22 protein-coding genes are annotated in these 24,978 nt (G+C 64.9%); 11 read left to right on the forward strand and 11 right to left on the reverse strand.

Annotated elements, in window-relative coordinates:
• Positions 1-12 precede the first annotated feature (12 nt).
• Positions 13-1,311: a Spy/CpxP family protein refolding chaperone gene (locus IVA92_RS29585; RefSeq protein WP_247278502.1), complete on the forward strand. Its 1,299-nt coding sequence runs from the start codon at positions 13-15 to the stop codon at positions 1,309-1,311.
• Positions 1,312-1,408: 97 nt separating this feature from the next.
• Here IVA92_RS29585 and IVA92_RS29590 read toward each other — a convergent pair whose 3' ends face one another.
• Positions 1,409-2,887: a caspase family protein gene (locus tag IVA92_RS29590; protein WP_247278503.1), complete on the reverse strand. Its 1,479-nt coding sequence runs from the start codon at positions 2,885-2,887 to the stop codon at positions 1,409-1,411.
• Positions 2,888-3,305: 418 nt separating this feature from the next.
• Here IVA92_RS29590 and IVA92_RS29595 point away from each other — a divergent pair, with 418 nt between their 5' ends.
• The 4 genes from IVA92_RS29595 (at position 3,306) to IVA92_RS29610 (ending at position 8,726) form a co-directional block, all read left to right on the forward strand.
• On the forward strand, positions 3,306-4,337 hold the full coding sequence (locus IVA92_RS29595; protein ID WP_247278504.1) for a TRAP transporter substrate-binding protein: 1,032 nt from the start codon (positions 3,306-3,308) through the stop codon (positions 4,335-4,337).
• A 22-nt stretch (positions 4,338-4,359) separates the two neighbouring features.
• Positions 4,360-6,213, forward strand: coding sequence for a TRAP transporter large permease subunit (locus IVA92_RS29600; protein WP_247278505.1), 1,854 nt, complete (start codon positions 4,360-4,362; stop codon positions 6,211-6,213).
• Between the two features lie 12 nt (positions 6,214-6,225).
• Positions 6,226-7,203: an NAD(P)-dependent oxidoreductase gene (locus IVA92_RS29605; RefSeq protein WP_247278506.1), complete on the forward strand. Its 978-nt coding sequence runs from the start codon at positions 6,226-6,228 to the stop codon at positions 7,201-7,203.
• 224 nt (positions 7,204-7,427) lie between these two features.
• Positions 7,428-8,726, forward strand: coding sequence for an MFS transporter (locus IVA92_RS29610; RefSeq protein WP_247278507.1), 1,299 nt, complete (start codon positions 7,428-7,430; stop codon positions 8,724-8,726).
• Between the two features lie 100 nt (positions 8,727-8,826).
• On the opposite strand, the gene IVA92_RS29615 is transcribed toward IVA92_RS29610, so the two are convergent.
• Positions 8,827-9,438 (reverse strand): TetR/AcrR family transcriptional regulator, encoded by a 612-nt coding sequence (locus IVA92_RS29615; RefSeq protein ID WP_247278508.1) that lies wholly within the window; start codon positions 9,436-9,438, stop codon positions 8,827-8,829.
• Positions 9,439-9,569: 131 nt separating this feature from the next.
• Between IVA92_RS29615 and IVA92_RS29620 the strand changes: the two genes are divergently transcribed.
• From IVA92_RS29620 to IVA92_RS29645, 6 genes are all read left to right on the forward strand, one after another.
• Complete coding sequence (locus IVA92_RS29620; RefSeq protein WP_247278509.1) at positions 9,570-10,814, forward strand: cytochrome P450; 1,245 nt, start codon at positions 9,570-9,572, stop codon at positions 10,812-10,814.
• A gap of 280 nt (positions 10,815-11,094) precedes the next feature.
• Complete coding sequence (locus IVA92_RS29625) at positions 11,095-14,718, forward strand: AsmA-like C-terminal region-containing protein (protein WP_247278510.1); 3,624 nt, start codon at positions 11,095-11,097, stop codon at positions 14,716-14,718.
• A gap of 268 nt (positions 14,719-14,986) precedes the next feature.
• A complete protein-coding gene (locus tag IVA92_RS29630) occupies positions 14,987-16,105 on the forward strand; it encodes a DUF2336 domain-containing protein (RefSeq protein ID WP_247278511.1) in 1,119 nt (372 codons plus the stop codon).
• Between the two features lie 12 nt (positions 16,106-16,117).
• A complete protein-coding gene (locus IVA92_RS29635) occupies positions 16,118-16,354 on the forward strand; it encodes a hypothetical protein (RefSeq protein WP_247278512.1) in 237 nt (78 codons plus the stop codon).
• A gap of 54 nt (positions 16,355-16,408) precedes the next feature.
• Complete coding sequence (locus tag IVA92_RS29640; protein WP_247278513.1) at positions 16,409-16,657, forward strand: hypothetical protein; 249 nt, start codon at positions 16,409-16,411, stop codon at positions 16,655-16,657.
• Positions 16,658-16,815: 158 nt separating this feature from the next.
• The gene (locus tag IVA92_RS29645) at positions 16,816-17,544 is read left to right on the forward strand and encodes a Crp/Fnr family transcriptional regulator (RefSeq protein WP_247278514.1); all 729 of its coding nucleotides are present in this window, start codon (positions 16,816-16,818) and stop codon (positions 17,542-17,544) included.
• A gap of 27 nt (positions 17,545-17,571) precedes the next feature.
• On the opposite strand, the gene IVA92_RS29650 is transcribed toward IVA92_RS29645, so the two are convergent.
• The 9 genes from IVA92_RS29650 to IVA92_RS29690 all read right to left on the reverse strand — a co-directional run bounded on the left by IVA92_RS29650 (position 17,572) and on the right by IVA92_RS29690 (position 24,941).
• A complete protein-coding gene (locus IVA92_RS29650; RefSeq protein ID WP_247278515.1) occupies positions 17,572-19,278 on the reverse strand; it encodes a response regulator in 1,707 nt (568 codons plus the stop codon).
• Positions 19,275-20,789, reverse strand: coding sequence for an ATPase domain-containing protein (locus IVA92_RS29655; protein ID WP_247278516.1), 1,515 nt, complete (start codon positions 20,787-20,789; stop codon positions 19,275-19,277). Before IVA92_RS29655 ends, IVA92_RS29650 begins: the two co-directional genes overlap by 4 nt.
• A gap of 196 nt (positions 20,790-20,985) precedes the next feature.
• A complete protein-coding gene (locus tag IVA92_RS29660) occupies positions 20,986-21,222 on the reverse strand; it encodes a hypothetical protein (protein WP_247278517.1) in 237 nt (78 codons plus the stop codon).
• Between the two features lie 92 nt (positions 21,223-21,314).
• A complete protein-coding gene (locus IVA92_RS29665) occupies positions 21,315-21,812 on the reverse strand; it encodes a GNAT family N-acetyltransferase (RefSeq protein ID WP_247278518.1) in 498 nt (165 codons plus the stop codon).
• A gap of 222 nt (positions 21,813-22,034) precedes the next feature.
• Positions 22,035-23,906, reverse strand: a complete 1,872-nt coding sequence (locus IVA92_RS29670) for a ferrous iron transporter B (protein ID WP_247278519.1) — start codon at positions 23,904-23,906, stop codon at positions 22,035-22,037.
• Positions 23,907-23,929: 23 nt separating this feature from the next.
• Positions 23,930-24,205, reverse strand: a complete 276-nt coding sequence (locus IVA92_RS29675; protein WP_247278520.1) for a FeoA family protein — start codon at positions 24,203-24,205, stop codon at positions 23,930-23,932.
• Between the two features lie 110 nt (positions 24,206-24,315).
• The gene (locus IVA92_RS29680; protein ID WP_247278521.1) at positions 24,316-24,567 is read right to left on the reverse strand and encodes a ribbon-helix-helix domain-containing protein; all 252 of its coding nucleotides are present in this window, start codon (positions 24,565-24,567) and stop codon (positions 24,316-24,318) included.
• Positions 24,564-24,752 carry a DUF4169 family protein gene (locus tag IVA92_RS29685; RefSeq protein WP_247278522.1) on the reverse strand — a complete coding sequence of 63 codons (189 nt, stop codon included), beginning with the start codon at positions 24,750-24,752 and terminating at the stop codon, positions 24,564-24,566. The genes IVA92_RS29680 and IVA92_RS29685 overlap by 4 nt, the downstream gene beginning before the upstream one ends.
• Positions 24,753-24,764: 12 nt before the next feature.
• The gene (locus IVA92_RS29690) at positions 24,765-24,941 is read right to left on the reverse strand and encodes a hypothetical protein (protein WP_247278523.1); all 177 of its coding nucleotides are present in this window, start codon (positions 24,939-24,941) and stop codon (positions 24,765-24,767) included.
• Between the last annotated feature and the right edge of the window lie 37 nt (positions 24,942-24,978).

Below are 24,978 nucleotides of genomic sequence, written 5' to 3' on the forward strand. Positions count from 1 at the left end.
CGGGAGGGCGTGATGATGCGACCGGTCATTGGAATTGCCGCGGTGGCGTTTGCCTGCATGCTGGCAGGCGCGGCGCTGGCGAAGGGCGGACATGGCGGTGGCCATGGTGGCGGGCACGGAGGCGGGCACGGCGGTGGTCATCATGGTGGCGGCCATTTCCGCGGCCACGGCGGCGGGCACGCGCACGGCGGCGGGCATCATCGCGGGATGCGGTTCGCAACAGGCGCCCGGCGCGGCAGCCCCAATTTCGGTCATATCCGCAACGCGGCGATACGGCCCGCGAACTTCCGCAATGCGCTCAACTCAAGCACATTTCGGAACGGCCGGCTGATCAGCAATCCAGTGGCGCGTGCGCAGATCGCGACCGCGGCCGCACTGGCCGGCTGGAGCGGCGCAAGCAGCGGATGGTGGCAACATGCGGGTGGCGGCTATGGCTGGGTCGGACCGCTGTTCTGGCCGTTCGCCTACAATGATCTCTACGACTACACAATCTGGGGCGACGGTCTCGGCTTCTGGGGCTACGGTTATCCGGACATCTATGCCGGCATTTTCGGCCCCTACGGTTATGATCGGTTGTCGGCCTATCTGCCGCAGCAGCCGCAGGGACGACGGCGGGCGCGCAGCGCGCCGCTCGATCAGCTCTGCGGCAGCGACCGGCGTGCCATCGTCGGTCTGCCGATCGACCAGATTGCGGCGGCGGTGCAGCCGAGCGATGCGCAAGGCGCCGATCTCGATGCGCTCGGCAATGCCTCGATGGACGCTGCAGCGCTGATCCGCACATCCTGTCCGACGCAGGCCGCAGCGACGGCGCCCGGCCGGCTCGCGGCGATGCAGCAGCGTGTCGAAGCCATGCAGAAGGCCGTCGATCTGGTCCAGCCTGCGCTCGACAAGTTCTATGGTTCGCTGACTGACGAGCAGAAGGCGCGCTTCAATGCGCTGGCTGGCGACCAGCGGCGCGCGACCGCATCGAACGATGCGAGTGGATCGTCGGTGCAGAATTGCAGCGCGTCCGCCGCGTTCGATTGGCCTGGCGCCACGATCGAGGAGAGGATTCGTCCGAACGATACCCAGCGCGCGGCCCTCCAGGTGCTCCAGGATACCAGCGCCAAGATCAGTGCATCGCTCAAGGCAGCCTGCGAGCCCAATGACGTGATGACACCGCCGGCACGCATGTCCGCAATCCGCCAGCGCCTCGGCGTGATGCTGGATGGGATCAAGTCGGTGCGCGCAGCGCTCGATGATTTCTACGCCACGCTCAATGACGAGCAGAAGGCGCAGTTCGAGGCCATCGGCCCGCGCCGCATGTCCTGAACGCGACGACGCCGTGCGCCGCATCGTCCGGTACTGTTGCAGTAGATCCGGCTTGCGCTATCGGCGCGAGCCGGATCTCTGTTTGTGCCGGGCCGGCTCAGTATCTGCGGTAATCGCCGCGATAATGATCTCCGCCGCGGCCGCCGCCCATTCCCATGCCGATCCCGATACCGATGCCGATGCCCTGCATCACGGCGCCGGGCGGCGGCCCCGGGGGCGGCGCACGCTCGTAGACGACCTCTTCGGGCGGCGGCCGGCGCTTCGGCGGCGTCTCGACCACCTTGCGCTTCGGCGGCGTGTCGTCGACGCGCTTCTTGATGATGGGCGCGACGCTCGGATTGACCGGCGTTGCAGGCGGCGACGGCGTCGAGCACGGGCAGGTCGGCGCCATTGCGACGGCGATCGGGGCCGGCGCCGCAGCGGCGGCAGCGGCCTGGCCATAATTGCGGTTCTGGACGCGAAGCAGCAGCCTGCGCGCGGTCGCAGCTAAGTCGCTGTTGTCCCAGTTCGCAAGATAAGCTTCGAACGAGGCGCGGGTATTGATCGAGACCGCGCGCTCCCAGGCCAGCATCTGCCGCCGCCGCTCCAGCACCGTGCGCAGGCGCGGCGTCTGAGCGTCCTGTGCGTACAGCTCGATATAGGCCTGATAGGCCGGCACCGTATCCTCACTGATCACGAGCTCATAGGCGACCTTGGCGGGCTTGCCCTGCAAATCCTTGCGCCAGTCCTCGACGCTGCGCGTGGCGCTGGCGAGCGCCATCGAATTTGCGCCCGGAAGGGAAGGCGGCTGGTCGCTGCTCTCGCCGAAGAACTTGAAATCAGTGGTCAACGACGAGCTTTCCCAGGGGATCTGCCGCCCTGCGGTCGATTGCGCCACGGCGACGCGGATGCGCTTGAACACCTCTTCGATCGGCAGATTGGGCTGCTTGGCGATGGTCAGTGCGGCGGTGGTATAGGGGCTGTCGATGCCGTTGCCGTCCTCGGCTTCGGCGCCGGGCGAGGTCGAATAGGAGATGAAGGAGCCGGGCGCGCCGGCCTTGGTGTCGACGATCGCAAGCCCATGACCGGCGCCGCTGAGCGCGGGGAACGGATTGTTGCGGCAGGCGTCGAGCATGAAGATGCGCGCCCGCGTCGGCAGCGCGCCGAGCGTGTTGAGCAGGTCGTTCAGCCGCACGCCCTGGAGCGGAATGTCGGCCTCGCGCTTGGGGTCGAGATCGACCGGCACCAGATAGTTCTCGCCGTCGATTTGCAGGCCATGGCCGGCATAGAACACCAGAGCCACGGTGTCGGCGCCGCTGGCGCTGACCTTGCCGGCGAAATCCGAGATCGCCGCACGCATCTCGCTCTGCGCCAGATTGGCCGCCGTGGTGACGGTGAAGCCGGCATTGCCGAGCAGCTCCGTCATGCCCTTGGCGTCGTTGGCGGCGTTGGGCAGTTCCGGCACGGTGCGATAGGCGGATTGGCCGATCACCAGCGCGAGCCGTGCCTCGGCGGCGGCGCCGGTCGGCATCATCAACTGTGCGAGCGCAAAAAAACCGGATGCTAGAAGCAAATTGGAAAAGACTGGACGGCGCATGGGCGTCACCTCCATCGGCGCGACGATGTCACCTTTGGTACGTTTGCGCCATCACGCCGTCTGTGCGCTGGATCACGCAGCGGGCCGCGGCAAAATGGGGCAGGGGACCTGCCGGGAGGGGAGCATCGTTCGAGCGCAATCCATGTGAATTGCGCATTGATCCATGCGCCAATTAGATCAATCCGTGGCACCCCGCGAAACCCTCGTCCTCACACATCGGCCGCAAGCCGATCCTCATCGATAATCCCGGATAACCTCGGCGTTTTCACGATCCGCCCATGCTGCCGCCAGTCATCGCGCGCCGCCCTGCCGCGACTGGCGCTAGCCTTGCCTGCTTCGTCGCTTTGGCCATACAGTCTGCGTAACAGGCTGCGGCAACGACCGCGGCGAACAAGAATAATCGGGGAGAAGCCGCACCATGACCATCGTGCCCGTGAACCGTCGCGCGTTCATCAAGTCATCGGCGGCGGTCACCGCCGGCCTCGTGCTCTCTCCCGCGATCGTCGGCCGCGCCGAAGCTGCCACGCTGAAACTGAAATGTTCGTCCTCGCTGCCGAACGATCCCAAATACGCCAACGGCCGCGTCTATTACGACAATCTGGTCAAGAGCCTGAAGGCGAACGGCCTCGGTGAGCAGATCGAGGTCGCCTTCTTTCCAGACAACCAGCTCGGCCAGGAGATCGACGTCATCAATTCGGTGAAGCTCGGCGTCATCGACCTCATGGTGTCGGGCTCGTCGATCTCGGCCAATCTCGTGCCGCTGGTCGGCACCTTCGACCTCGGCTTTCTCTTCTCGAGTTTTCCGCAGCAGACCAAGGCGTTCGACGCCGGCGCCGCCAAGCCGATCGAGGATGCGCTGCTCAAGGGTGGCAACATCCGCATCATCGCCTGGGCCTATAATTTCGGCTCGCGCAGCGTACTGGCGAGGAAGCCGGTCAAGACGCCCGAAGATCTCGCGGGGCTGAAGATCAGAACGCTGCCCAACCCGGTCATCACCGAATGCCTGCGCCTGATGGGTGCCGCGGCGACGCCGCTGGCATTCGGCGAAATCTACACGGCGTTGCAAGCCGGCGTGCTGGATGGGCTGGAGCATGATCCGCCGACCATCCTGGCCAGCAAGTTCTTCGAAACGGCGAAGTTCTATGCGCTGACGCAGCACAATTTCTCGCCGCTCGCGATCTATTTCAGCGACATGACCTACAACCGCATGGATCCGAAGCTGCGCGAGGGCTTCCTCGATGCCGCGAAGAAGGCCGCGGCCGACACGCGCACCCATGGGCTTGCGGTCGAGAAGGAGGCGCTGGCGGCGTTGACGGAGAAGGGCGTGACGGTGGCCGAATGCGACCGCGAAGCGTTCAGGAAACGCGTGGCGCCGCAGACCGATAACTTCATCAAGGCGCGGCCGGAATCCAAGGCCGTCATCGATATCATCCGCGCGACGCAAGCCTGAGATGGCCAAATCTGAGCTGGCGATGACAGCCGCCGTGCCTCTCTCGGGCGGACGCCACGGGAGCATCACCATGCTGCTTCGCCTCAGCGACGCGATCGCAGCCATTCTCTTGGCCGTCGATCTCGTGGTGGTCTGCGCCTCCGTGCTGCTGCGCTTCTTCTTCAACGCGCCGGTCGAATGGTCCGACGACGTCGCGCGCGGACTGATGGTCGGCTCGGCCTTCTTCGGCGCGGCGAGCGCGCTCGCGCGCGGCGAGAATGTCGGCGTGTCGTTCTTCCGGGATCTGCTGTCACAGCGATTGCAGGTGCTTGTCGATGCCGCCAGCGCGCTCCTGGTCGTGCTGATCTCCGGCTATGTCGCCTACAACGCCATCAAGCTGGGTGCGCTGACGGCGGGACAGACCACCGGATCCGGCCTGCCACTGGAGCTGACCTTCTATCCGATGGGTGTCGGCGCGCTGTTCATGACGGTGTTCGCGATCAACCATCTCTGCATGCGGCCGCTCCCTGAAATCGTCAGGGGCCTCGTTGCGATCCTGGTCGTCACCGGCCTTTATCTTGCCTGGGATTATCTCTCGCCGTCATCGGTGCCGTCGGCGGGCATCTTGATGCTGATCGGCTTCTTCGCCACCCTGTTCGGCGGATTGCCGATCGGGTTTGCGCTGGCACTCGCCGCGCTGATCTTCATCTGGGTCGAGGGCGCGCTGCCCGGCGTCATCTTCGCCCAGCAGATGGCGCGGGGCATCGACAATTTCGTGTTGCTCGCGATCCCCTTCTTCATCCTCGTCGGCTATCTCATGGAAGCCAACGGCATGTCGGTGCGCCTGATCGAGCTGTTGCAGCGCGCGGTGGGGCGGATGCGCGGCGGATTGAACGTCGTGATGGTGGCCTCGATGGTGCTGTTCTCCGGCATCTCCGGCTCGAAGATGGCGGACGTCGCCGCGGTCGGCTCCGTCTTGATCCCGGCGGCGCGCCGCTCGAAGCAGAATCCGGGCGGCGCGGTGGCGCTGCTTGCAGCGTCCGCGGTGATGGCTGAGACCATTCCGCCCTGCATCAATTTGATCATCCTCGGCTTCGTCGCGAACCTGTCGATCGGCGGCCTGTTCGTCGCAGGCCTCCTGCCGTCGGCGCTGATGGCGCTGGTGCTGATCGCGGTGTCCATCATCTTCGGCAAGCGGCCGGACAAGATAGAGGAGGTCGAGCCGCAGATGCCGGTGTCAGGCCTGTGGAGCGGCGCGATCGCCTCGTTCGGCCTGATCTTCATGATCTTCTTCGGCTTCAAGACCGGCTTTGCCACCGCGACCGAGATCTCGGCTTTCGCCGTCGCCTATGCGCTGGTCGTCGGCAGCGTGGTGTTCCGCGAGCTCGGCTTCAAGTCCGCCGCGCACAGCTTCGTGCAGGCGGCGACGCGCGCGGGTCTCGTGCTGTTCATCGTCGCCGCCGCGCAATCGCTGGCCTTCACGCTGACCTTGCAGCAGGTGCCGCATGCGGTCGGCGACTTCATGCTCGGCCTGTCCAAGACCTCAGGCGTCTGGTTGTTCATCCTCTTGGCGATTGCCGTGCTGATCGTGATGGGCTCGGTGCTGGAAGGCGCGGCCGCCCTCATCATCTTCGGACCGCTGCTGCTGCCGGTCGCCGTGCAGCTCGGAATTGATCCCCTGCATTTCGGGGTCGTGCTTGTCATCGCCATGGGGATCGGCCTGTTCGCGCCGCCGCTCGGGCTCGGGCTCTATGGCGCCTGCCTGATCGGTAACGTCCCGATCGAGCAGACGGTGAAGCCGATCATGGGCTACCTCGGCCTCTTGTTCCTCTGCCTGCTCGTCATCGCCTTCGTGCCGTGGCTCTCGACGGCGCTGCCGCGCGCGTTCGGCTATTGAAGGAGTCTCGTCGTGAAAGTCCTGCTCGCTCACACGCCGGAGATGCGCCGGAACTATTACGGCGATCGCAGCCTGGACGGCCTGCGCGCGACCGCCGAGGTGATGCTGCACGATGGCGACGAGCCGCTCGACGCTGCCGGGCTCGTGCGTGCGGCCAAGGACGTTGACATCATCGTTGCCGATCGCATGACGGAGGGGCGCGGCGAGATCTTTGCGCAGCTGCCGCGCCTGTGTGCATTCGTCCGCTGCGCCGTCGACATCCGCAACGTCAATGTCGACGCGGCATCGAGGGCGGGCGTGCTCGTGACCCGTGCCGGCCCGGGCTTCGTGCAGGCGGTGGCCGAGCTCGCGCTCGGCTTCATGGTCGATCTCTCCCGCGGCGTCTCGCGAACCACCGCCGACTACCAGGCCGGCCGCAAGGCGGAAGCACGGATGGGCCGCCAGCTCGCGGGCAGCCGGATCGGCATCATCGGCTATGGCAGCATCGGGCGCTATCTCGCCGAGGTGGCAAAAGTGCTGCGCATGGAGGTGCTGGTCGCCGATCCCTTCGCGACCGTCAGTGATGCTGCGATCCGGCAGGTCGGTCTTGATGAGCTGCTCGCCGCGTCGGACTACGTCGTCTGCCTCGCGGTGGCCAACGAGCAGACCGAGAACCTGATTGGGGAAGCGGCACTGGCGCGCATGCAGAAGCATGCCGTCTTCATCAATCTCTCGCGCGGCAATCTCGTCGACGAGGCGGCGCTGGCGCGGGCATTGATCGAGCATCGCATCGCCGGCGCGGCCATGGATGTCGGCCGCGCGCCCGATCAGATGCCGACGCCCGAGCTGGCGAAACTGCCGAACGTGATCGCCACGCCGCATGTCGGCGGCCTGACCCCGCAGGCAATCGAATATCAGTCCCTGGAAACGGTGCGTCAGGTCGAAGCGATCGTGAAGGGAGCGATCCCGCAAGGCGCCGTCAATGCCGACCACTGGACGCGGCGGCCTTAAAGACGATCCACCGCTTGAGCGTCCCTCCTTCGGCCGAGATGATCTTGGCGGTGCGCGCAGATTCGGGCCTGCCGCCGCAGCGGCTGGAGATCGAGATCATGGACGATCGCCGCAGGGCCGCTCTCATATGCGATTGCGCTGCCGCTCAAGAGGCATGCACGAAAAGCGCTTGACCCGGGCATCTCCGGATGGTCGGAAGGATCGTCCAGGGATGAAACACAAACATGCGGTTTCCGTTCTTCTACGGCTGGGTCGTAGTCGCCGTGACCTTCGTCACCATGGCCATTGGCGTCAACGCGCGCACCGCCTTTTCATTGTTCTTTCCTCCCATCATCTCCGAGTTCGGCTGGGAGCGTGGCGTCACCGCGGGGGCGTTCTCCTTCGGCTTCGTGGTGTCGGGCGTGGTCAGCCCGCTGATCGGCCGCCTCATGGACCGCGCCGGCCCGCGCGCCGTGATGGAGCTCGGCGTCGTGCTGATGGGCGGCGGCCTGCTGCTCGCGCCGCTCACCAGCGCGCCCTGGCATCTCTACGTCACCATCGGCGTCATGGTCGGCGCCGGCTCGGTCTGTCTCGGCTATTCCGGCCAGTCGCTGTTCCTGCCGAACTGGTTCATCCGCAAGCGCGGCTTCGCCATCGGTATCGCGTTCGCCGGCGTCGGCATCGGCTCGGTGACGCTGCTGCCATGGGTGCAGCACATGATCGAACAGACCGGCTGGCGCACCGCCTGCACCGCGATGGGGCTGCTGGTCCTGATCGTTCTGGCGCCCATCAATCTGCTGCTGCGCAAGCGCCCCGAGGACATCGGCCTTGAGCCGGACGGCGATGCCGCCCGGCTCGCGGGAGCGGCAAAGCCCGTCTCCAATGTCGTCGATCCGGTCTGGGCCGGCACCGAATGGACGCTGAAGCGTGCCGTCGCAACTGCACGATTTTGGTGGATCGCGTTCGGTTATTTCTGCGGCCTGTACATCTGGTACGCGGTGCAGGTGCACCAGACCAAATTCCTGCTCGACATCGGCTTCAGCCCTGGTGTCGCGGTGTGGGCGCTCGGCATCGTCAGCCTGCTCGGCATTCCCGGCCAGATCCTGCTCGGCCATGTCTCCGACCGGATCGGGCGGGAATGGGTGTGGGCGATCAGCTGCGCGGGTTTTGCCGTCTGCTTCGCGGCGCTGATAGCGCTGAAGTTCCAGCCATCATTGTGGCTGGTCTATCTCATGGTGTTCACGCAAGGCGCGCTCGGCTACGGCCTCACCTCGATCATGGGCGCTGTGGTGTTCGAGATCTTCCAGGGCCGGCACCAGGGCAGCATCTTCGGCACGATCATGCTGGCCGCGCTGGCGGGCGGTGCCGCCGGTCCCTGGGTGACCGGCTTTCTCTACGATCGCGCCGGCGATTACACGCTCGCCTTCGGCATTGCCGTGATCGTGAGCGCATTGTCGGCGCTGTCGATCTGGCGGGCCGCGCCGCGCAAGGTGCGGGTGGTGGCCGGCCGGCTGCACGCGGTCCAGAGCGAAGCTGCACAGTAGGTTCCGCATGCACCGCGTTGCCGCCGTCGCCCTGGCGGCACGTTAAGCATGCCGCCTCTTAGTGGGACGTGGAAACGCGACGGTCCTGCGAAGCGACATCCTATTCCGACGCCAACCCGGTCCTCCGCCGCAGATCCGTGATCGCGCGCAAAAAGCTGTCGGCCGGCGTCGTCTCGGGGTCGATCAGCCGGTGCAGGCGGAAGCCGTCTTCCAGTGCGAGCACGACGGAGGCCATCCAGGGCGGGTTCAGACTGTCATTCCGCCCGTTGCTCTTCAACGTCGCCTCGACGATGTCGGCGACCAGCTTGCGCCGCGCGCGCAGGCGTTTTGCAAGTTCCGGGCGGCGCTTCTCGGCGCGCGCGACGAACAGGATCATCTCCATGTGCAGCAGCGGCGAGCGGCCGAGTGGATCCTGCTTGCTGCGGTCCATCGTCTTCAGCGCCGCGATGAAATCGTCGAGATTGTCGTGCTGCGCGAGGATGTCCATGTTGCGCCGGATCGACTGCTCGACATGGTCCTCGAGCATGGCGATGATCAGCTCGTCCTTGCTCTTGAAGTTGGAATAGAACGCGCCGCGGGTAAAACCCGCCGCGGCCGCGATCGCCTCGATGCTGGCGCCGCCAATGCCGTCTTGCTCGAACACGCGCGCGGCCGCCTCGAACAATCTGTCGCGCGTATCGTCCCTGGTCGGCCTGGTTCTCACTCTTGACATCCCGGCAGCTTAGGGCAGAATGCAATTCGATACAACAATGTATCGAGTTGATAATTCGAAAGGGATGGTTACGCCGGGCTGTGGGACAGCTTTGCGTATTCGTGTCATGCGGCAACCGATCTGAGGTCACCATGAACGAGCAAGTGCAAGGCGCGAATCAAGGCCCGAACAGCGATCAGCTGTTCAACCCGCTGTCGCCGGACTTCATCCGCGATCCCTATCCGCATTATGATCGGCTGCGCACGATCGATCCGATCCATGTGACGCCGTTCGGCCAATTCGTCACCAGCCGACACGCCGATGTCAGCCTGGTGCTGCGCGACAAGCGCTTCGGCAAGGATTTCGTCGAGCGCACCAAGCGCCGCTATAGCGAAAAGATCATGGACGAGCCGGTGTTCCGCAGCATGAGCCACTGGATGCTGCAAGCCGATCCGCCCGACCACACCCGCCTGCGCGGCCTGGTCGTGAAGGCCTTCACCGCCCGCCGCGTCGAGGACATGCGCCCGCGCATCCAGGAGATTGTCGACCAGACCATCGATGCGGTGATCGACGGCGGCCACATGGACCTGATCGAGGATTTCGCCTTCCGCCTGCCTGTCACCATCATCTGCGACATGCTCGGTATCCCCGAGGAGCACCGCGAGGTCTTCTACAAGAGCTCGCGCGACGGCGGGCGGCTGCTCGACCCGGTGCCGCTGTCGCCGGAAGAGATCAAGCAGGGCAACGCCGGCAACCTGATGGCCCAGATGTACTTCCAGCAGCTGTTCGAGCTGCGCCGCCGCAGTCCCGGCGACGATCTCATCACCCAGCTCGTGCAGGCCGAGGAGGACGGCAACAAGCTCACCAACGAGGAATTGACCGCCAACATCATCCTCTTGTTCGGCGCCGGTCACGAGACCACCGTCAATCTGATCGGCAACGGCCTGCTGGCGCTCCACCGCAATCCGGACCAGCTCGCGCTTTTGAAGGCGCGGCCCGAGCTGATGGTGGGCGCGATCGAGGAATTCCTGCGCTACGATTCCTCGGTGCAGATGACCGGGCGCGTCGCGCTGGAGGACATCGACGATCTCGGCGGGGTGAAGATCCCCAAGGGCGAGACCGTGCTCTGCCTGCTCGGCTCGGCCAACCGCGATCCGGCGGTCTATCCCGACCGGCCCGACCGGTTGGACGTCACCCGCCAGAACGTGAAGCCGCTGTCATTCGGCGGCGGCATCCATTTCTGCCTGGGGGCCCAATTGGCGCGCATCGAGGCCGAGATCGCCATCGCGACGCTGCTCCGGCGGCTGCCCGATTTGCGCATCGACGATGTCGAAACCCCGGAATGGCGGCCGACCTTCGTGCTGCGCGGCCTGAAGCGGTTGCCGGCAAGCTGGTAAAGGCGTCAGCCCTGGTTCTGCGAGCGCAGGTCCTCATCCCGAGGAGCCCGCGAAGCGGGCGTCTCGAAGGATGGCCGCCGGCGGAAGCGGGACCTCTATGGTTCGGGACGGCGCTTTGCGCCTCCTCGCCATGAGGGCCTCTCGCCGGCGTTAACCTCCGCGCGCAACGGTCGCTGTGACTTCGCCATACTTCCCCCTATATAAGGGGCTGTTCCGGCCCGCCTGAAGCCTTCCGAGGGCAAAGTCTGGTCCGGGCGCCGTTTTGGCCGAGGGGAGACCCGTGCAGACGACGCTGCTCGGATTGGCGATTGCCTTCATCATTGCGCTGCTGGCCGCGCTGATCGGGCCTCACTTCGTCGACTGGAACCAGTTTCGGCCCCAGTTCGAGGCGGAGGCGAGCCGAATCATCGGCGTGCCGGTGCGGGTGGCGGGCGAGCTCGACGCGCGGCTGTTGCCGGCGCCGACGCTGCGGCTGCGCGCGGTCACCTTCGGCGGCAACAACGATCTCGGCCGCCTGCGCGCCGACAAGCTCGACGTCGAGTTCAGTCTTGGCTCCCTCATGCGCGGCGAATGGCGCGCCACCGAGCTTTCGGTCGGCGGCATGGCGGTCGACCTCGGCCTGGACGCGCGCGGGCGGGTCGATTTGCCGTCTACTGCGAGCGGTGCCTTCAATCTCGCGTCGCTCGCTATCGAGCGGCTCAATCTCACCGGCCGCATCGCCCTGCACGATGCCGCCAGCCGCTCGACGCTGGAGCTGAGCGACATCGCCTTTTCCGGTGACGTGCGCTCGCTCGCCGGCTCCCTGCGCGGCGACGGCCGTTTCTCCGCCAACGGCGTGCGCTATCCGTTTCGCATCTCCTCCGGCCCAAGCGCCGACGGCAACGCCACCCGCCTCCACCTCAACATCGATCCGGGCGAGCGCGCCATCCTCGCCGATCTCGAAGGCGTGCTCGCCTTCGACAACCGCCTGCCGAAATTCGACGGCGCACTGACGCTCGCCGTGCCCGCGACGAAGAAGGCGGGCGAGGTAGGGCCGACGCCCTGGAAGCTCACGACGAAGCTGAAGGCCGATCCGGCCGGCGCAAAGTTCGACCAGATCGACGTCAGCTTCGGTACTGAGGACGCCGCACTGAAGCTCGGCGGCGTCGGCGACCTCAAGTTCGGCGCCTCGCCGCTGCTGCGCGCGGTGCTCTCGGCGCGGCAGGTCGATGCCGACAAGCTGGCGGCCAAGGATGCTGCCAAGGACGATGCCGATCCGCAGCGTGTCCTGCCGGCGCTGCGCGCAGGGCTGGCCGCGATCCCGCAGGCGCCGATCCCGGCGCAGATCGAATTCAACTCCGACCAGATCATGCTCGGCGGCCGTCCGCTCCAGAACATCACGGCCGAGCTTCAGACCGACGGACGATCCTGGACCTTCCAGCGGCTCGAGCTGCGCGCTCCCGGCATGACGCAGCTCTCGCTCAATGGCGCGACTCCCGGCGCCGACAGCTTCAGCGGCCGCCTCAGCGTCGAATCGTCCGATCCCGATACGCTGCTGGCTTGGCTGCAGGGCCGCAGCGAGATCAACCGGCGCAGCACGCGGCCGCTGCGCCTTGCCGGTGACGTGACGATTGCCGCCAACCATCTCGCCATCGACAGGCTGAAGGCCGAGATCGAGGGCGGTGCGGTGGAGGGCCGCATCGCCTTCGTCCAGACCGGCGCCAGCAAGGGCTCCCGGATTGATGCCGAGCTCAAGGCCGATCGTCTCGACCTCGATGCCGCGGCAAGTTTTGTGCGCGCGCTTGCCGGGCCGCAGGGCGAATGGCCGGAGGAGGCAAAGCTCTCGCTCGATATCGGCCGCGCCATCTCCGCAGGACAGGAGCTGCGGCCGTTTGCGGCAAAGCTCGGCTACGGCCCGGCGGCGCTATCGCTGGAGCACTTGCGGTTCGGACAGGCTGGCGGCGTGACCACCGAAGCGAGCGGCAGCTTCGATCGCACCCAGGTCACCGGCAGGCTCGCGCTGAAATCCTCCGGCAATTCGCTGCACGAGCTCACGGCGCTGATCGAGCCGTTTGCGCCCGCGGTGCGGGCGCGCTTCGATGCCATGCCGGCATTGGCCGGCGCGACGCGCCTGAAGCTCGACCTCAGCCTCGACAAGAATGCCGAGCATGCCGATCGCAGCAACGTCCGCGCCGTGTTCGATCTCGACGCGCCGCAGCTCAAGGCGACCGCGACGCTGGCCGCGCAGACGCCGGTGGCCGCCGTCAGCGGCTTCGACATCGAGCGCCTGCGCAACAGCGACTTCACACTCGATACGAAACTAACGGCGCCGCAGGCCGGCGCGCTGCTGGCGCTGCTCGGCCTCGATCGCGTGGTGGCCGCAGGCGAGGGCGCTTCGCAGTTCGAAGGCAAGGTGACCGGCGCCTGGAGCCGGCCGCTGCAAGTGAACGCAAAGCTCTCGGGCGCGCTGGATGCGGATGCGCAAGGCAATTTTGACTGGCCGGCATCAAAGGGCAGCGCGAGCCTGCGCGTGCGCAACGCCAATCTGGCGCCGCTGTTCGGGACCAGCGCGACCGACAAGCCAGCGCAGAAAGTCAGCCTGTCCTCGCGCGTCAGCCTGTCCGGCAATCGCCTGACCTTCGATGATCTCGACAGCACCGCAGCCGGCTCGCACCTGCGCGGCCATCTGACGGTGACGCTCGATCAGGACAAGAGTGTCGATGGCGAGGTGGGCCTCGATACGCTCGATCTTGCGCCGGCGCTCGCGATGGCAATCGGCGCCGCCGGACATGAGTCCGGCGAACCGTTGAGTGCGGGGCTCATCGGTGGCTGGCGCGGCCGCATCGCCTTCCAGGCATTGCGCGGCACATTGCCCGGTGGCATCGAGCTGCGCCCCTTCGCCGGCACGATCCGCGGCGACGGCCAGTCGCTCGCGCTCGATGCGCTCAAGGGCGGCATCGGCGGCGGCGAGATGTCGGCAAGTCTCGACGCGCGCAATAGCGCAAATGGCTTGGCCCTGAACGCGCGTATCGAACTCGGCAATGTCGATGCGGCGGCGCTGCGCTACCGCAATCTCGCGCTGCCCAAGGGACGCGCCTCGGTGCAGATGGCGCTGACCAGCCAGGGCCGCAGCGTCGCGGCCCTCACCGGCGCGCTCGCCGGCAACGGCACGGTGACGCTCGACTCCGCCGAGATTGCCGGCCTCAATCCGCGCGCCTTCGAGATCGCAATCCGCGCCAGCGACGGCGGCCAGGTCAGTGACGACAACCGGCTGCGCCAGCTGGTCGAGCCCGCGCTGTCGGCAGGCCCGATCGCGGTCGCTTCGGCGCAGATCCCGTTCACGATCCGCGATGGGCGCCTGCGCGTCGGCGCGACGCCGCTGGAAGCGAAGAACGCCCGCGCCATCGTCTCCGGCGGCTACGACATTCCCGCCGACCAGGCCGACATCCGCGCCAGCCTGACGCCGATCATGACCGGCCTCTCCGGCGCCCCGCCGGAGATCCAGCTGTTCGCGGCAGGCCCTCCGGACAAGCTCAATCGCACCGTCGATCTCGCGCCGCTGTCTTCCTGGCTCGCGGTGCGCACCATCGACCGCGAGACGCGCCGGCTCGATGCGATCGAGCGCGGCGAGCCGCCGCCCGCCACGGCCGCTCTGCCGACCCTGGTCTCTCCCGATGGCGCGCCGGAGCAGGCGCCTGCGAATGTGCCCCTGCCTGGCCAGGATCCGCGGCGCGCACCGGTAAAGGCGAAGGTTGCCCCGACGCCGAAAGCTCCGCACGCGGCCCCCGCTGTGCCGAGCCCACCGCTGGCAAGCCAGCAACTTGCCCCTTTGCCGCCGCCGATCGACGTGAAGCCCGCTCCGGGCCCGCCGCCCGCCAAGCCCAAGCCGAAGCCGCCGCTGGTGCTGACGCCACAGAATCCGTGAGGCGGTGCTAGCCGCAGGTCCGGTCTTCACCTTCCCTTCCGAAGAGGTGAAGCGAGACCTTCCGCGCCGGTAAACCCATTCCCACGCATTTGAATGAATTTTGGTCGGCAAAACTGATTTGCCGGTTTTACTGAATTCTCGCGTTTGATCTCTAGCGTCGGTTCCTGAGGAATCCGGTGTCCTGCCACGAGCGGCGGGACAGCTCGCCAAGCTGCTCGTCAAGAACTGCTCGGCAAGAACTGCTCGCCAAGAACTGGGGGTTATCGAGATGAACGGGGCGAAAACGCTTCTACAGGATCTGGACGACGCGATCGCACGCGGCACCGACGAAAGCCGTGCGAAGGCATTGTGGCATGCGACCGACATCCTGATCACCGGCCGCTACAGCGACGACGAGATCAGCATGTTCGGCGAGGTCATCGGGCGGCTTTCCGACGAGATCGAAGTCGCGGCGCGGGTGCAGCTCTCGGAGGTGATGTCGGCGTGCGACCATGCTCCCTTCAATGTCATCGAGAAGCTCGCGCTCGACGACGAGATCGACGTCGCAGGTCCCGTGCTGCGCGAGTCCAATCGTATCGACGAGAAGATGCTGGTCGAGAGCGCCATGACCAAGAGCCAGTCGCATCTGCTGGCGATCGCCCAGCGCAAGTCGATCGGCGAGGCCGTGACCGACGTGCTGGTCAAGCGCGGCAACCAGGAGGTGGTGACGTCCGTTGCGAAGAACGAGGGCGCACGCTTCTCCGGCTCAGGCCTGCTGCACATGGTGCGCCGCGCCGAGGGAGATTCGATCCTTGCCGAACAGCTTGGCCTGCGCAAGGACGTGCCGCGCCACATCTTCCAGCAGCTGATCTCCAAGGCCTCGGAAGACGTCCGCCGCCGGCTCGAGACTGAACGACCCGAAATGATGACGCAGATCCAGAGCTCGGTGACCGAGGTCACCGGCGATCTTCAGTCCAAGTTCGGTCCGTCCTCGCGCAGCTATTTCGTCGCCAAGCGCGTGGTAACGACGCAATACCGCCAGGGCAATCTCAACCAGGACTCGATCTCGAACTATGCGCGCCAGCACCGCTTCGACGAAGTGCAGATCGGCTTGTCGCTGCTGTCGGCGCTGCCGGTCGACGTGATCGAGCGTGCGCTGATGGACCGCAATCGGGAGATGATCCTGGTGCTGTGCAAGGCACTCGACTTCTCCTGGGACACGACCATGTCGCTGCTGTTCCTCGGCGCCAAGGATCATCTGATCACGGCGCGCGAACTCCACGACAATGAGCACGAGTACGGCCGGCTCAAGATCGAGACCTCGCGCAGCATCCTGAAGTTCTACCAGTCGCGCAAGAACAGCGCGGGTGCCGACGCGGGCCGTCAGCCCGAGCTCCAGGTACACTGAGGAGTATCAGCAATGTTGCCTCAATTCGGCACCGCAGTTCGCAAGAAGATCAACAAGACACCGGCCGCCGATCTCGGCGGTGCGCCGGACAAGGCGTCGGTTGAGGCCGCCTGGCTCGTGCTGGAAGCCGCCAACGACCTCGGTGACCACGCCGCGATCGAAGCCTGCCGCCGCGTCATCGACGCCGAGCTGAACGGCACGCTGGCCGGCAGCTCGGACATCGATCTGGTGCTGGGGTATTTCCGGTGAGCGCACAAACGGCTGGGACCGAGGAACGGACGCGTTGGCAGTCGGTTTGCGTGCATGCCACGCTATTACTTCGACACCCGGGACAATGAGACCTTCATCGCCGACGAGATCGGCGTCGATATCGCCTCCTTGGAGGAGGTGAGAACTATGGTCTCGGCTGCGATGGCCGATTTCGCCAAGGACGTGCTGCCCGGTTCGGCGTTTCGGGCGCTGGCAATCGAAGTTCGCGATGATTTCGGCCCGGTTTTGCTGGTTTCGTTGCGCTTCGAGATCGAGCGGGTATCAGCCCAGAAACTAACTTAGGCCCTCGGTTGGAACCTTCCCCTTAACCTGTGATTGTCCCCGATCACCGGCCGCGACTCTTGGGCGCTGGTGGCTGAGAGTTTTGTGCTCCCGCCTTATGGGCCGGAGCGGCGAGTTCCTCTCCGGCTCAAACGTCCTCAAGCGCGGAGAGGTGCGCGATGCCCGGAACGTTAACGGCTGCGCTCGTTCAAAAGCTCAGTAAGGCCAATCGGCTCGACCAGGACGATGTCCTGGCACTTGAACAACTTTCTATCCATAGCAAGCGCGTCGCGGCCCAGCACCGTTTCGTGCGTGACGGTGACCGCCCCTCGGAATCCTGCCTGATCGTTGATGGGTTTGCATTCCGCTCCAAGCTTACGCCGGATGGACAGAGGCAAATTCTCTCGCTCCATATGCCGGGAGAAATCCCGGACCTCCAGAGCCTGCACTTGCACGTCATGGATCATGACCTGACGACGCTCACAGAATGTACCCTCGGTTTCATCAAGCACGACACCTTGCGTGAGCTAAATCAAAGGCGACCTAACGTAGCGGCTGCGCTCTGGCGCGAAACGCTGATCGACTCCGCAATTTTCAGGGAATGGATCGTCAATGTCGGACGCAGGCCGGCGCGTGTTCGAATGGCGCACTTGTTGGTAGAGCTTTACGAGCGGCTTGAACTGATCGGGCGCACGACAAAGGGGTCCTTTGAGCTCCCAATTACTCAAATCGAACTGGCGGACTGCCTTGGATTATCGGTCGTTCACGTCAACCGGATCCTGCAGCAGCTTCGTCACGATGGTCTCGTCGCAACCGAGCGCAGAACCTTCCACTTGCTCGACAAGGCCAAGGTGGAGGAGGTAGGGCAGTTCGAAAAGATCTACCTGCATCAGCGCCCATCGGTCTGATTTCGCTTTCGCGTGCCTCCGCCCAGCTCAGCGGCAATTCGAGCGCCTTGAGTCCGTGTCGAGCCGAAGCTTTGACTTGACCGCGTGAAGGGCGGCGGCCAGTTCGTCGATATGATAGGGCTTTGCCAGGATCTGAACGTCCTCGGCTTCGGCTTCATGGACGGCCGCTTCGGCGTATCCACTGGTCAGCAAGACGGGTACGTCACTGCGTCTTTTCTTGATCTCTCGCGCGAGCTCGACCCCGTTCATACCGCCCGGCATCATGATGTCGGAAAAGATCAGATCGATGGAGCGCCCGTCGGCCAAGGCGCCAAGCGCCGCCGCCGCGCTGGAGGCGTGCGTGACGTCATAGCCGAGTTGGCCGAGCATCTCGCTGACCAATGCAGCCACCTCGTCATCGTCTTCGACCAGCAGGATCCGACCGTGGTTCTTCTTCTTCGGCCGCACCCTGGTGAGGTCGATGAGGTGTCGCTCCCTGGAAGGAACGTCCAACGATCTCGGCAGGTACAGCTCGATGCTGGTGCCGCGGCCGACCTCCGATTGGATGCGCACCGTGCCCCGCGACTGCGTCGCAAATCCATGAACCTGCGCCAGCCCAAGGCCCGAGCCCTTTCCGACGTCCTTGGTCGTGAAGAACGGCTCGAAGACGCGGGACAAGACGCCCGGAGCCATCCCAATACCGGTGTCGATAACTGAGAGACGCACATAATCGCCGGAGATCTCTTGGTCCTTCAGGTCGGGTAGATTTTCCCCGCGCACGACGATCGTGCCGCCGTTGGGCATGGCGTCGCGTGCGTTGACGGCCAGATTGAGAATGACCAGCTCGAGCTCACCGGGATCGACCTCTACCGGCCACAGCGAATCCGGAAAATCGAACTCGACATGAACATCGCCCCTCAGGCTGCGATCGAGCAGTTCGCGCATGCCGCCAATCTGAGCGGCGACGTCGACGGGCTCCGGCCGAAGCGTCTGCCGGCGGGAAAACGCCAGAAGCTGCTTCGTCAGGCTGGCGCCGCGCTGCGCCGCCTGGATCATCCCGTCCATCAGACGCCGGCGCCGGTTTGGATCTGTCTGGCGGTCGAGCATGTCGAGCCCGCCGGAAATCACCATCAGCAGATTGTTGAAGTCGTGAGCCACGCCGCCGGTGAGCTGGCCGATGGCTTCGATTTTCTGGGCCTGGCGTAACGTTTCCTCCACGCGAGCGCGCTCGTTCATTTCGAGGCGAAGCTGCTCGTTGGCCTCCTTCAGCTCTCGCGTCCGCTCGATCACCAGCTTCTCGAGCTCCTGCGCCGTCTGCTCGCGCGCCTCAAGCAGAGCCCGGATCTCGTATTGACGCCGCCGTGCCCGCATCGCGGATTGCACCGCGCTGGTCAGCGTAATCGGCTGCACCGGCCGCTCGAGCAGCGAAACGTTACGCAAAAGCTCGACGATGCTGCGGCGCCAGGCGACGACCGCCGGCTGCTCTCGATGGCTGGTGAGAACGACAAATGGGAGGTCGGACCATGGCGGTTGGTTCGCGATCCATTGTGCCAGCGGCGCCGTGTCTTTCCCGAACAATCCCTCCTCCGCCAGAAACACGGTGCCCACGCCAGCGGCCATCTCGCTGACGAGTTGGAGCAGGCTTCGGCAGTTGACCGCGTCCAGATCCGCGCCGCGGAAAAGCTCGGCCGATGCCGGTCCGTCCCGGCCGATGGGCGCATATACGAGAACACGGTTGTCCCGGCGGGCGCTCATTCCGCCAGTCCTTCCGGGAGTTCCGAGCCGGTATAACGCGGATTGCCGGAAAAGATGCCGCTGAATTCATTGAGGGGTGGGCCCAGTTTGATCCCGGTGCTGCCGAGCCGAAACTCGCGGATACTATGCTCGTGATTGCCGCTGCGCTTCTTGACGACAGACAAGGCGCGCCGCACTCGTCCGCCGAACTCGAAATAGCGCAGCATCAAGACCGAATCGCTCAAATAGCTGATGTCGAGCGGCGTATCCATCGGGCCGACCAGTCCATGCTGAGCGAGGATAAGGATGGTCAACACGCCCTGCTGTGCCAGGTAGCTCAGGAGTTCATGCATCTGCAGGATGAGAAACCGCTCATCCGGCATCGCATTCAAGTAACCGTTCAGACTGTCGATGATCACCACGCGCGCATTGTCGACCTCGACGCTCCGGCGCAGGCTCGCCGTGAACTCGCCGGGCGACAATTCGGCGGGATCTATCTGCTGAAACCGAATTCGCCCCGAGTCAATGTGCTCCTGGAGAGGCAGGCCGAGCGTGCGGGCTCGCGCCTCCACGGTGCCCCGGCCTTCATCGAAGGCGAAGAACACGGCGTGCTCGCCACGTTCCGCCGCCGCTATCGCATAGGTCAGCGCTAGCGACGATTTGCCGACCCCGGCAGCGCCAATGAGAAGTGCGTTGGTGCCGCGCTCGAGGCCGCCTCCCAGCAATTGGTCGAGCTCGGCGCTGCCGCTGGGCGTGAACTCGCCGGAAAAGGGCTTGTGATGTTCGGCCGCGACCAGCCTGGGGAATATCCGCAAGCCGCCCTCCGAGATCGTGAAATCGTGGTAGCCGCCGCGAAACTTTATGCCGCGCATCTTGATCACGCGAAGCCGTCGCCGCTCGGCCCCGTACTCGATTGCCAGCTGTTCGAGCATAACGACGCCGTGTGCGATGGAATGAAGCTGCAGGTCGTCCTGGGACGATGAGAGATCGTCGAGGAGGACCACCGTGCAATTTCGATTGGTGAAATAATGCTTCAGAGCCAAAACCTGGCGTCTGTATCGCAGCGGGTTTTGAGCCAGCAGGCGCAGTTCGGACAGGCTGTCGAGCACCACGCGAGTGGGATCAACGCGTTCGACCTCCTTGAAAATCAAATTGGTGGTTTCGCTCAGCTCCATCTCTGCGGGATGGAACACCGTGAGCTCGCGTTCGGGATCGAGCGTTGTCTCCGGCGGGACCAGTTCAAAGATGTCCACGCCTTGCAAAGACCAGCCGTGCCGATGCGCGACAAGCTCCAGCTCCCGCCTCGTTTCAGATAGCGAGATATAAAGCACGCGTTCGCCATCGCGCACGCCCCTGAGAAGGAATTGGAGGGCGATGGTGGTCTTGCCGGTGCCGGGCCGTCCCTCATAAAGATACATCCGGTTGGCGTCCAAGCCGCCGCCCAGGATGTCATCCAAGCCGTCGCTGCCCGTCGAAACTCTCGGCAGATCTTTGAGATGACTGTCCGACACAGGCCTCGACGTACCGGTCATTGAACCCCCGTTGCACTTGTTTACTAGAGCGCAGCTGCTTGCCCCAAGGGCCCCGAGGCGAGCAGCCGCATTTGCACTGTAAGATCGGTAAGGAACTCTCGCGCCGCCGCCGGGTTCCACCGGGCCTGACGGCCCGCGCTCTTAGCGGAAGGTGATCGGGGGGCCCGCCGCGTGTCGGCCTGAGGCCGCCGTTCCCCTATGAGCTTATCTGGCCCTTTGAGGTTATTTGGATCCGATAAATTGGCTTACCGGCTTCATCGGTCACTTCCAGGCTCCATGCTTGGCCGGGCCGAAACCTGCCGTCGATGTCCTTGAAGAGCTGCCCGGCAAAGCTCGTGGCTTCGCGCCAGGCGGCTTCGTCATCTGGCAGGTCCTCGCCGTGCTGATCGGAGCTCGGTTCGACGTCGTGGACGTGGAAGAAGTACCTGGGCATGGCGGGAGAATGCTGAGGTAGCCCGATACGTTCCGCAGCTGCGCGAGCCGACTAGTCTACCGGCAGATGGCGAGACGTCCCGGATCAGTCTCTCACCGCCGTTTGCGGTAGATCGCGACGTCCTCGCCGTGACGGTTCGTGCGCCGCTCGAGCAGATAGTGCGACTTCTCCAGCACGCGGCGCGATGCGCCATTCGCGACATAGACGATGCCGATGAGGGATGGCAGCGCGAGCTGCGACAGCCCAATGTCCGTCAGCGCGCTCGCGATCTCGCTCGCAAGTCCCTGGCCCCAGAGATCGCGCTTGAACGCGTAGGCAATCTCGATCTCGGCGACGTCGTCGACGAGGATGTGCCGGATTCCCGCCCGCCCGGCGAACGCCCCGTCTTTCGATCGCAGCGTCCACAGCCCGAAGCCATGCTCGTCCCAATGCGCCATGTTGGTGGCGAGATAATTCGTCGTCGTCTCGGCCGAGCGTACGCCGCCGATATAGCGCGAGACATCGGGATCGAGATGGAGTGCGACGAGGTCGGCGAGGTGGTTTTCGTGCAACCTCTCGGCGGTCAGTCTGTCGGTGCTGAAGTGATCCATGAAGCCGATGGCGATTTCGGACTGGCCGCGATCTTGATGGCGTTGAAGGTGACGATGCCATCATGCCGGTGTTTTGCCCGACGGGTCAACTGATTTTCCGAATTTCGGCCGGTTATCCCGTCTATGGTCGGATGACTTTCGCACACGCGTAAGCCATTGATTTCATGACCCCTGTCTACTGTGCATGGGGTTGTTTTCGCAGCTTTTGTCTTGGGAGGGGCTTTAGCCCGCCCCTAGCGCGACCGCGACATTGTAGGTGACGAGGCTCGCCGCATAGGCCAGCAGCAGCATGTAGGTGAAGGTCACGGCCATCCAGGCCCAGCTTCCGGTCTCGCGCCGGATCACCGCCAGCGTGGAGGCGCATTGCGGGGCGAAGATGTACCAGGCCAGCATCGACAGGGCGGTCGCGAGCGACCATTTCGTCGCCAGCACCTGACCGATCTGCTCGGCCGCCTCCTTGCCGCCCTCGATCGCATAGACGGTGCCGAGGGCTGCGACCGCGACCTCGCGCGCCGCCATGCCGGGGATCAGGGCGACCGCGATCTGCCAGTTGAAGCCGACCGGCGCGAGCAGCGGCTCGAGCGCCTTGCCGATGATCGCAGCCAGGCTGAAATCGATCGCCGGCTCCGTGGCGCCCGCAGGCGGCTGCGGGAACGAAGCCAGGAACCAGATCAGCACCATCATCGAGAAGATCGTGGTGCCGGCGCGCTGCAAAAACATCTTCGCTCGGGTGTAGATGCCGATCGCGATCGATTTTAGCTGCGGCACTTTGTAGTCCGGCAGCTCCAGCATGAACGGCGCCGGGGCATAGTCGCGCAGCATGAAGAACTTGATCACGAACGAGACCAGCAGCGCGCTGGCGATGCCGGTGGCATAGAGGCCGAACATCACGAGGCCTTGCAAGTTGATGAAGCCCCAGACGTCCCTGGCCGGAATGAAGGCGGAGATGATCAGCGTGTAGACCGGAATGCGCGCCGAGCAGGTCATCAGCGGCGCGATCAGGATCGTGGTCAGCCGGTCGCGCTTGTTGTCGATGACGCGCGTTGCCATGATGCCTGGAATGGCGCAGGCAAAGCTCGACAACAGCGGAATGAAGGCGCGGCCGTGCAAGCCGGCGCCGCCCATGATGCGGTCCATCAGGAACGCGGCGCGCGCCATGTAGCCGAAATCTTCCAGGAGCAGGATGAATAAGAATATGATGATGATCTGCGGCAGGAACACGATGACGCTGCCGACGCCCGAGATCACACCGTTCTGAAGGAAGCTCTGGAGCAGGCCGGCGGGGAGGGTGTTGTGGACCAGCTCGCCCAGCGCATCGAAGCCGGAGTTGAGCAGCTCCATCAGCGGCTGCGCCCAGGCGAACACCGCCTGGAACATCACGAACAGGATCAGCGCGAGCACGATGAGGCCGCCGACGGGATGCAGCACGATCGCGTCGATCCGGGCGGTCAAGGTGTCGGGACTAGCAGGCAGGCTGACGCAATCGGCGATGATGCGGTCGGCCTCGCGCTGGGTTGCGCGCAGCTCGGAGACGCTGAGCGCGCGCCAGCTGTTCTCGCGCAGCTCGGCGGCGAGCTTGGACGAGATCTCGTCGGTCAGCTGCAACAGATCGGCCGTGCCGCCCTTGCGCACCGCGATCGAGGTGACCACGGGCACGTCGAGCTCCTTGGCGAGCCGTTCCACGTCGACATTGATGCCGCGGCGCGTGGCGATGTCGAACATGTTGAGCACGAGGATCATCGGCCGTCCCGTGCGCTTGAGCTCGAGCAGCAGGCGGATGGTCAGGCGCAGATTGGTCGCGTCGGCCACGCACAGCACCAGATCGGGCATCGTCTCGCCGGAGGCCTTGCCGAGCACGAAGTCGCGGGTGATCTCCTCGTCCGGGCTGCGGCCGCGCAGCGAGTAGGTGCCGGGCAGGTCGACCACGGAGACCTGGCGACCGAGCGGCGTGACGAAAAAGCCTTCCTTGCGCTCGACCGTGACGCCCGGATAGTTCGCCACCTTCTGCCGGCTGCCGGTCAGGGCATTGAACAGCGAGGTCTTGCCGCTGTTTGGTGTGCCGACCAAGGCGAGATGCAGCAGGGGTAATTCCATGGGAGCAAATATCCGGCCGCTATCTAAGCGACGATGATGGCCATGGCTTCGCGACGACGGACCGCGATGGTGATATTGTCGACCCGCACGGCGATCGGGTCGCGTCCGACCAGCCCCTCATGCAGGACCTCGACCCGGGCGCCCTCGACGAAGCCGAGTTCGATCAGCCGGCTCTCGAGCTCGATGTCCGACAGCGCCGAGCCCGCCTCGCGGGCAGACAGATGCTGGATGACGCCGGTATAGCCGCGCTGCGCCAGGCCCAGCGGCATCTGCGAACGCGTATCGTTGGTGTCGGTCATGCCCTGTATTTTCAACCCAGGGCATTGAGGTCAAGCGCGCTTGCTCGCCGAAGCTGCACCTTAGAGTGATTTTAAAGTGCAGAGCAGGTCGCCCGGGAAAGTCCCCGCAGCTACTGGGCCGAGACCTTTTCCGGCTGGACGGTCATGGCGCGGCTCTTGAAGTAGTCCAGGACGAACAGGCGGATCGCCGACGACAGATTACCCTGCTGGCGGTTACTGTCGATCTCGCCGACCAACTCGGACAGCGTCATGTTGCGCAGGCCCGAGATCTCCTTCATGCCGTTCCAGAACGCCTCTTCCAGGCTGACGCTGGTCTTGTGGCCGGCGACGACGATCGACCGTTTCACGACGGGCGACTTCATGGCTGCTCCTCGCGATCGATCTGGTGCTGATCCAGATGCTCCTTCGCCCGGTCCGCCCGCTTCTCCTCCGCCGACCGCTCCGCTTTCGTGCGGCCGAACTTCGCCCGGTTGGCGTCCGCCTGCTTCGCCGAGGCTTCCCGCTCGGCGCGCTTCCTGAAACGATTCAGGTTGATGACGTTCCCCATGCCGCGTCTCCATCACCCGATCCTCTTCAGGCAGGTTGAAACGTTCAGAAACCGGGCGCTGCATTGCGCCCCCAAAGACTTGATTGCCATTCGCTCGTCCTCGTCAATCGGCCACTCGGCCATCAAACGATGAATTTCGCCCCCGTCGAGGGCAGAAGGGCTGCGCAGCACGCCGCCCCGCAGCGCCATTGACGGTAATCAAATCCCGTCCCCAAAGCCGCATATT

Source organism: Bradyrhizobium sp. 154 (genome assembly GCF_023073875.1).
In the GTDB taxonomy this organism is placed as follows: domain Bacteria; phylum Pseudomonadota; class Alphaproteobacteria; order Rhizobiales; family Xanthobacteraceae; genus Bradyrhizobium.

Excerpts from the sequence above, each read along its gene's own strand:
- IVA92_RS29585 (WP_247278502.1), top strand. The coding sequence starts at position 13 with ATGATGCGACCGGTCATTGGAATTGCCGCGGTGGCGTTTGCCTGCATG.
- IVA92_RS29590 (WP_247278503.1), bottom strand. The coding sequence starts at position 2,887 with ATGCGCCGTCCAGTCTTTTCCAATTTGCTTCTAGCATCCGGTTTTTTT.
- IVA92_RS29595 (WP_247278504.1), top strand. The coding sequence starts at position 3,306 with ATGACCATCGTGCCCGTGAACCGTCGCGCGTTCATCAAGTCATCGGCG.
- IVA92_RS29600 (WP_247278505.1), top strand. The coding sequence starts at position 4,360 with ATGACAGCCGCCGTGCCTCTCTCGGGCGGACGCCACGGGAGCATCACC.
- IVA92_RS29610 (WP_247278507.1), top strand. The coding sequence starts at position 7,428 with ATGCGGTTTCCGTTCTTCTACGGCTGGGTCGTAGTCGCCGTGACCTTC.
- IVA92_RS29615 (WP_247278508.1), bottom strand. The coding sequence starts at position 9,438 with ATGTCAAGAGTGAGAACCAGGCCGACCAGGGACGATACGCGCGACAGA.
- IVA92_RS29620 (WP_247278509.1), top strand. The coding sequence starts at position 9,570 with ATGAACGAGCAAGTGCAAGGCGCGAATCAAGGCCCGAACAGCGATCAG.
- IVA92_RS29630 (WP_247278511.1), top strand. The coding sequence starts at position 14,987 with ATGAACGGGGCGAAAACGCTTCTACAGGATCTGGACGACGCGATCGCA.
- IVA92_RS29635 (WP_247278512.1), top strand. The coding sequence starts at position 16,118 with ATGTTGCCTCAATTCGGCACCGCAGTTCGCAAGAAGATCAACAAGACA.
- IVA92_RS29640 (WP_247278513.1), top strand. The coding sequence starts at position 16,409 with ATGCCACGCTATTACTTCGACACCCGGGACAATGAGACCTTCATCGCC.
- IVA92_RS29645 (WP_247278514.1), top strand. The coding sequence starts at position 16,816 with ATGCCCGGAACGTTAACGGCTGCGCTCGTTCAAAAGCTCAGTAAGGCC.
- IVA92_RS29650 (WP_247278515.1), bottom strand. The coding sequence starts at position 19,278 with ATGAGCGCCCGCCGGGACAACCGTGTTCTCGTATATGCGCCCATCGGC.
- IVA92_RS29655 (WP_247278516.1), bottom strand. The coding sequence starts at position 20,789 with ATGACCGGTACGTCGAGGCCTGTGTCGGACAGTCATCTCAAAGATCTG.
- IVA92_RS29660 (WP_247278517.1), bottom strand. The coding sequence starts at position 21,222 with ATGCCCAGGTACTTCTTCCACGTCCACGACGTCGAACCGAGCTCCGAT.
- IVA92_RS29665 (WP_247278518.1), bottom strand. The coding sequence starts at position 21,812 with ATGGATCACTTCAGCACCGACAGACTGACCGCCGAGAGGTTGCACGAA.
- IVA92_RS29670 (WP_247278519.1), bottom strand. The coding sequence starts at position 23,906 with ATGGAATTACCCCTGCTGCATCTCGCCTTGGTCGGCACACCAAACAGC.
- IVA92_RS29675 (WP_247278520.1), bottom strand. The coding sequence starts at position 24,205 with ATGACCGACACCAACGATACGCGTTCGCAGATGCCGCTGGGCCTGGCG.
- IVA92_RS29680 (WP_247278521.1), bottom strand. The coding sequence starts at position 24,567 with ATGAAGTCGCCCGTCGTGAAACGGTCGATCGTCGTCGCCGGCCACAAG.
- IVA92_RS29685 (WP_247278522.1), bottom strand. The coding sequence starts at position 24,752 with ATGGGGAACGTCATCAACCTGAATCGTTTCAGGAAGCGCGCCGAGCGG.
- IVA92_RS29690 (WP_247278523.1), bottom strand. The coding sequence starts at position 24,941 with ATGGCGCTGCGGGGCGGCGTGCTGCGCAGCCCTTCTGCCCTCGACGGG.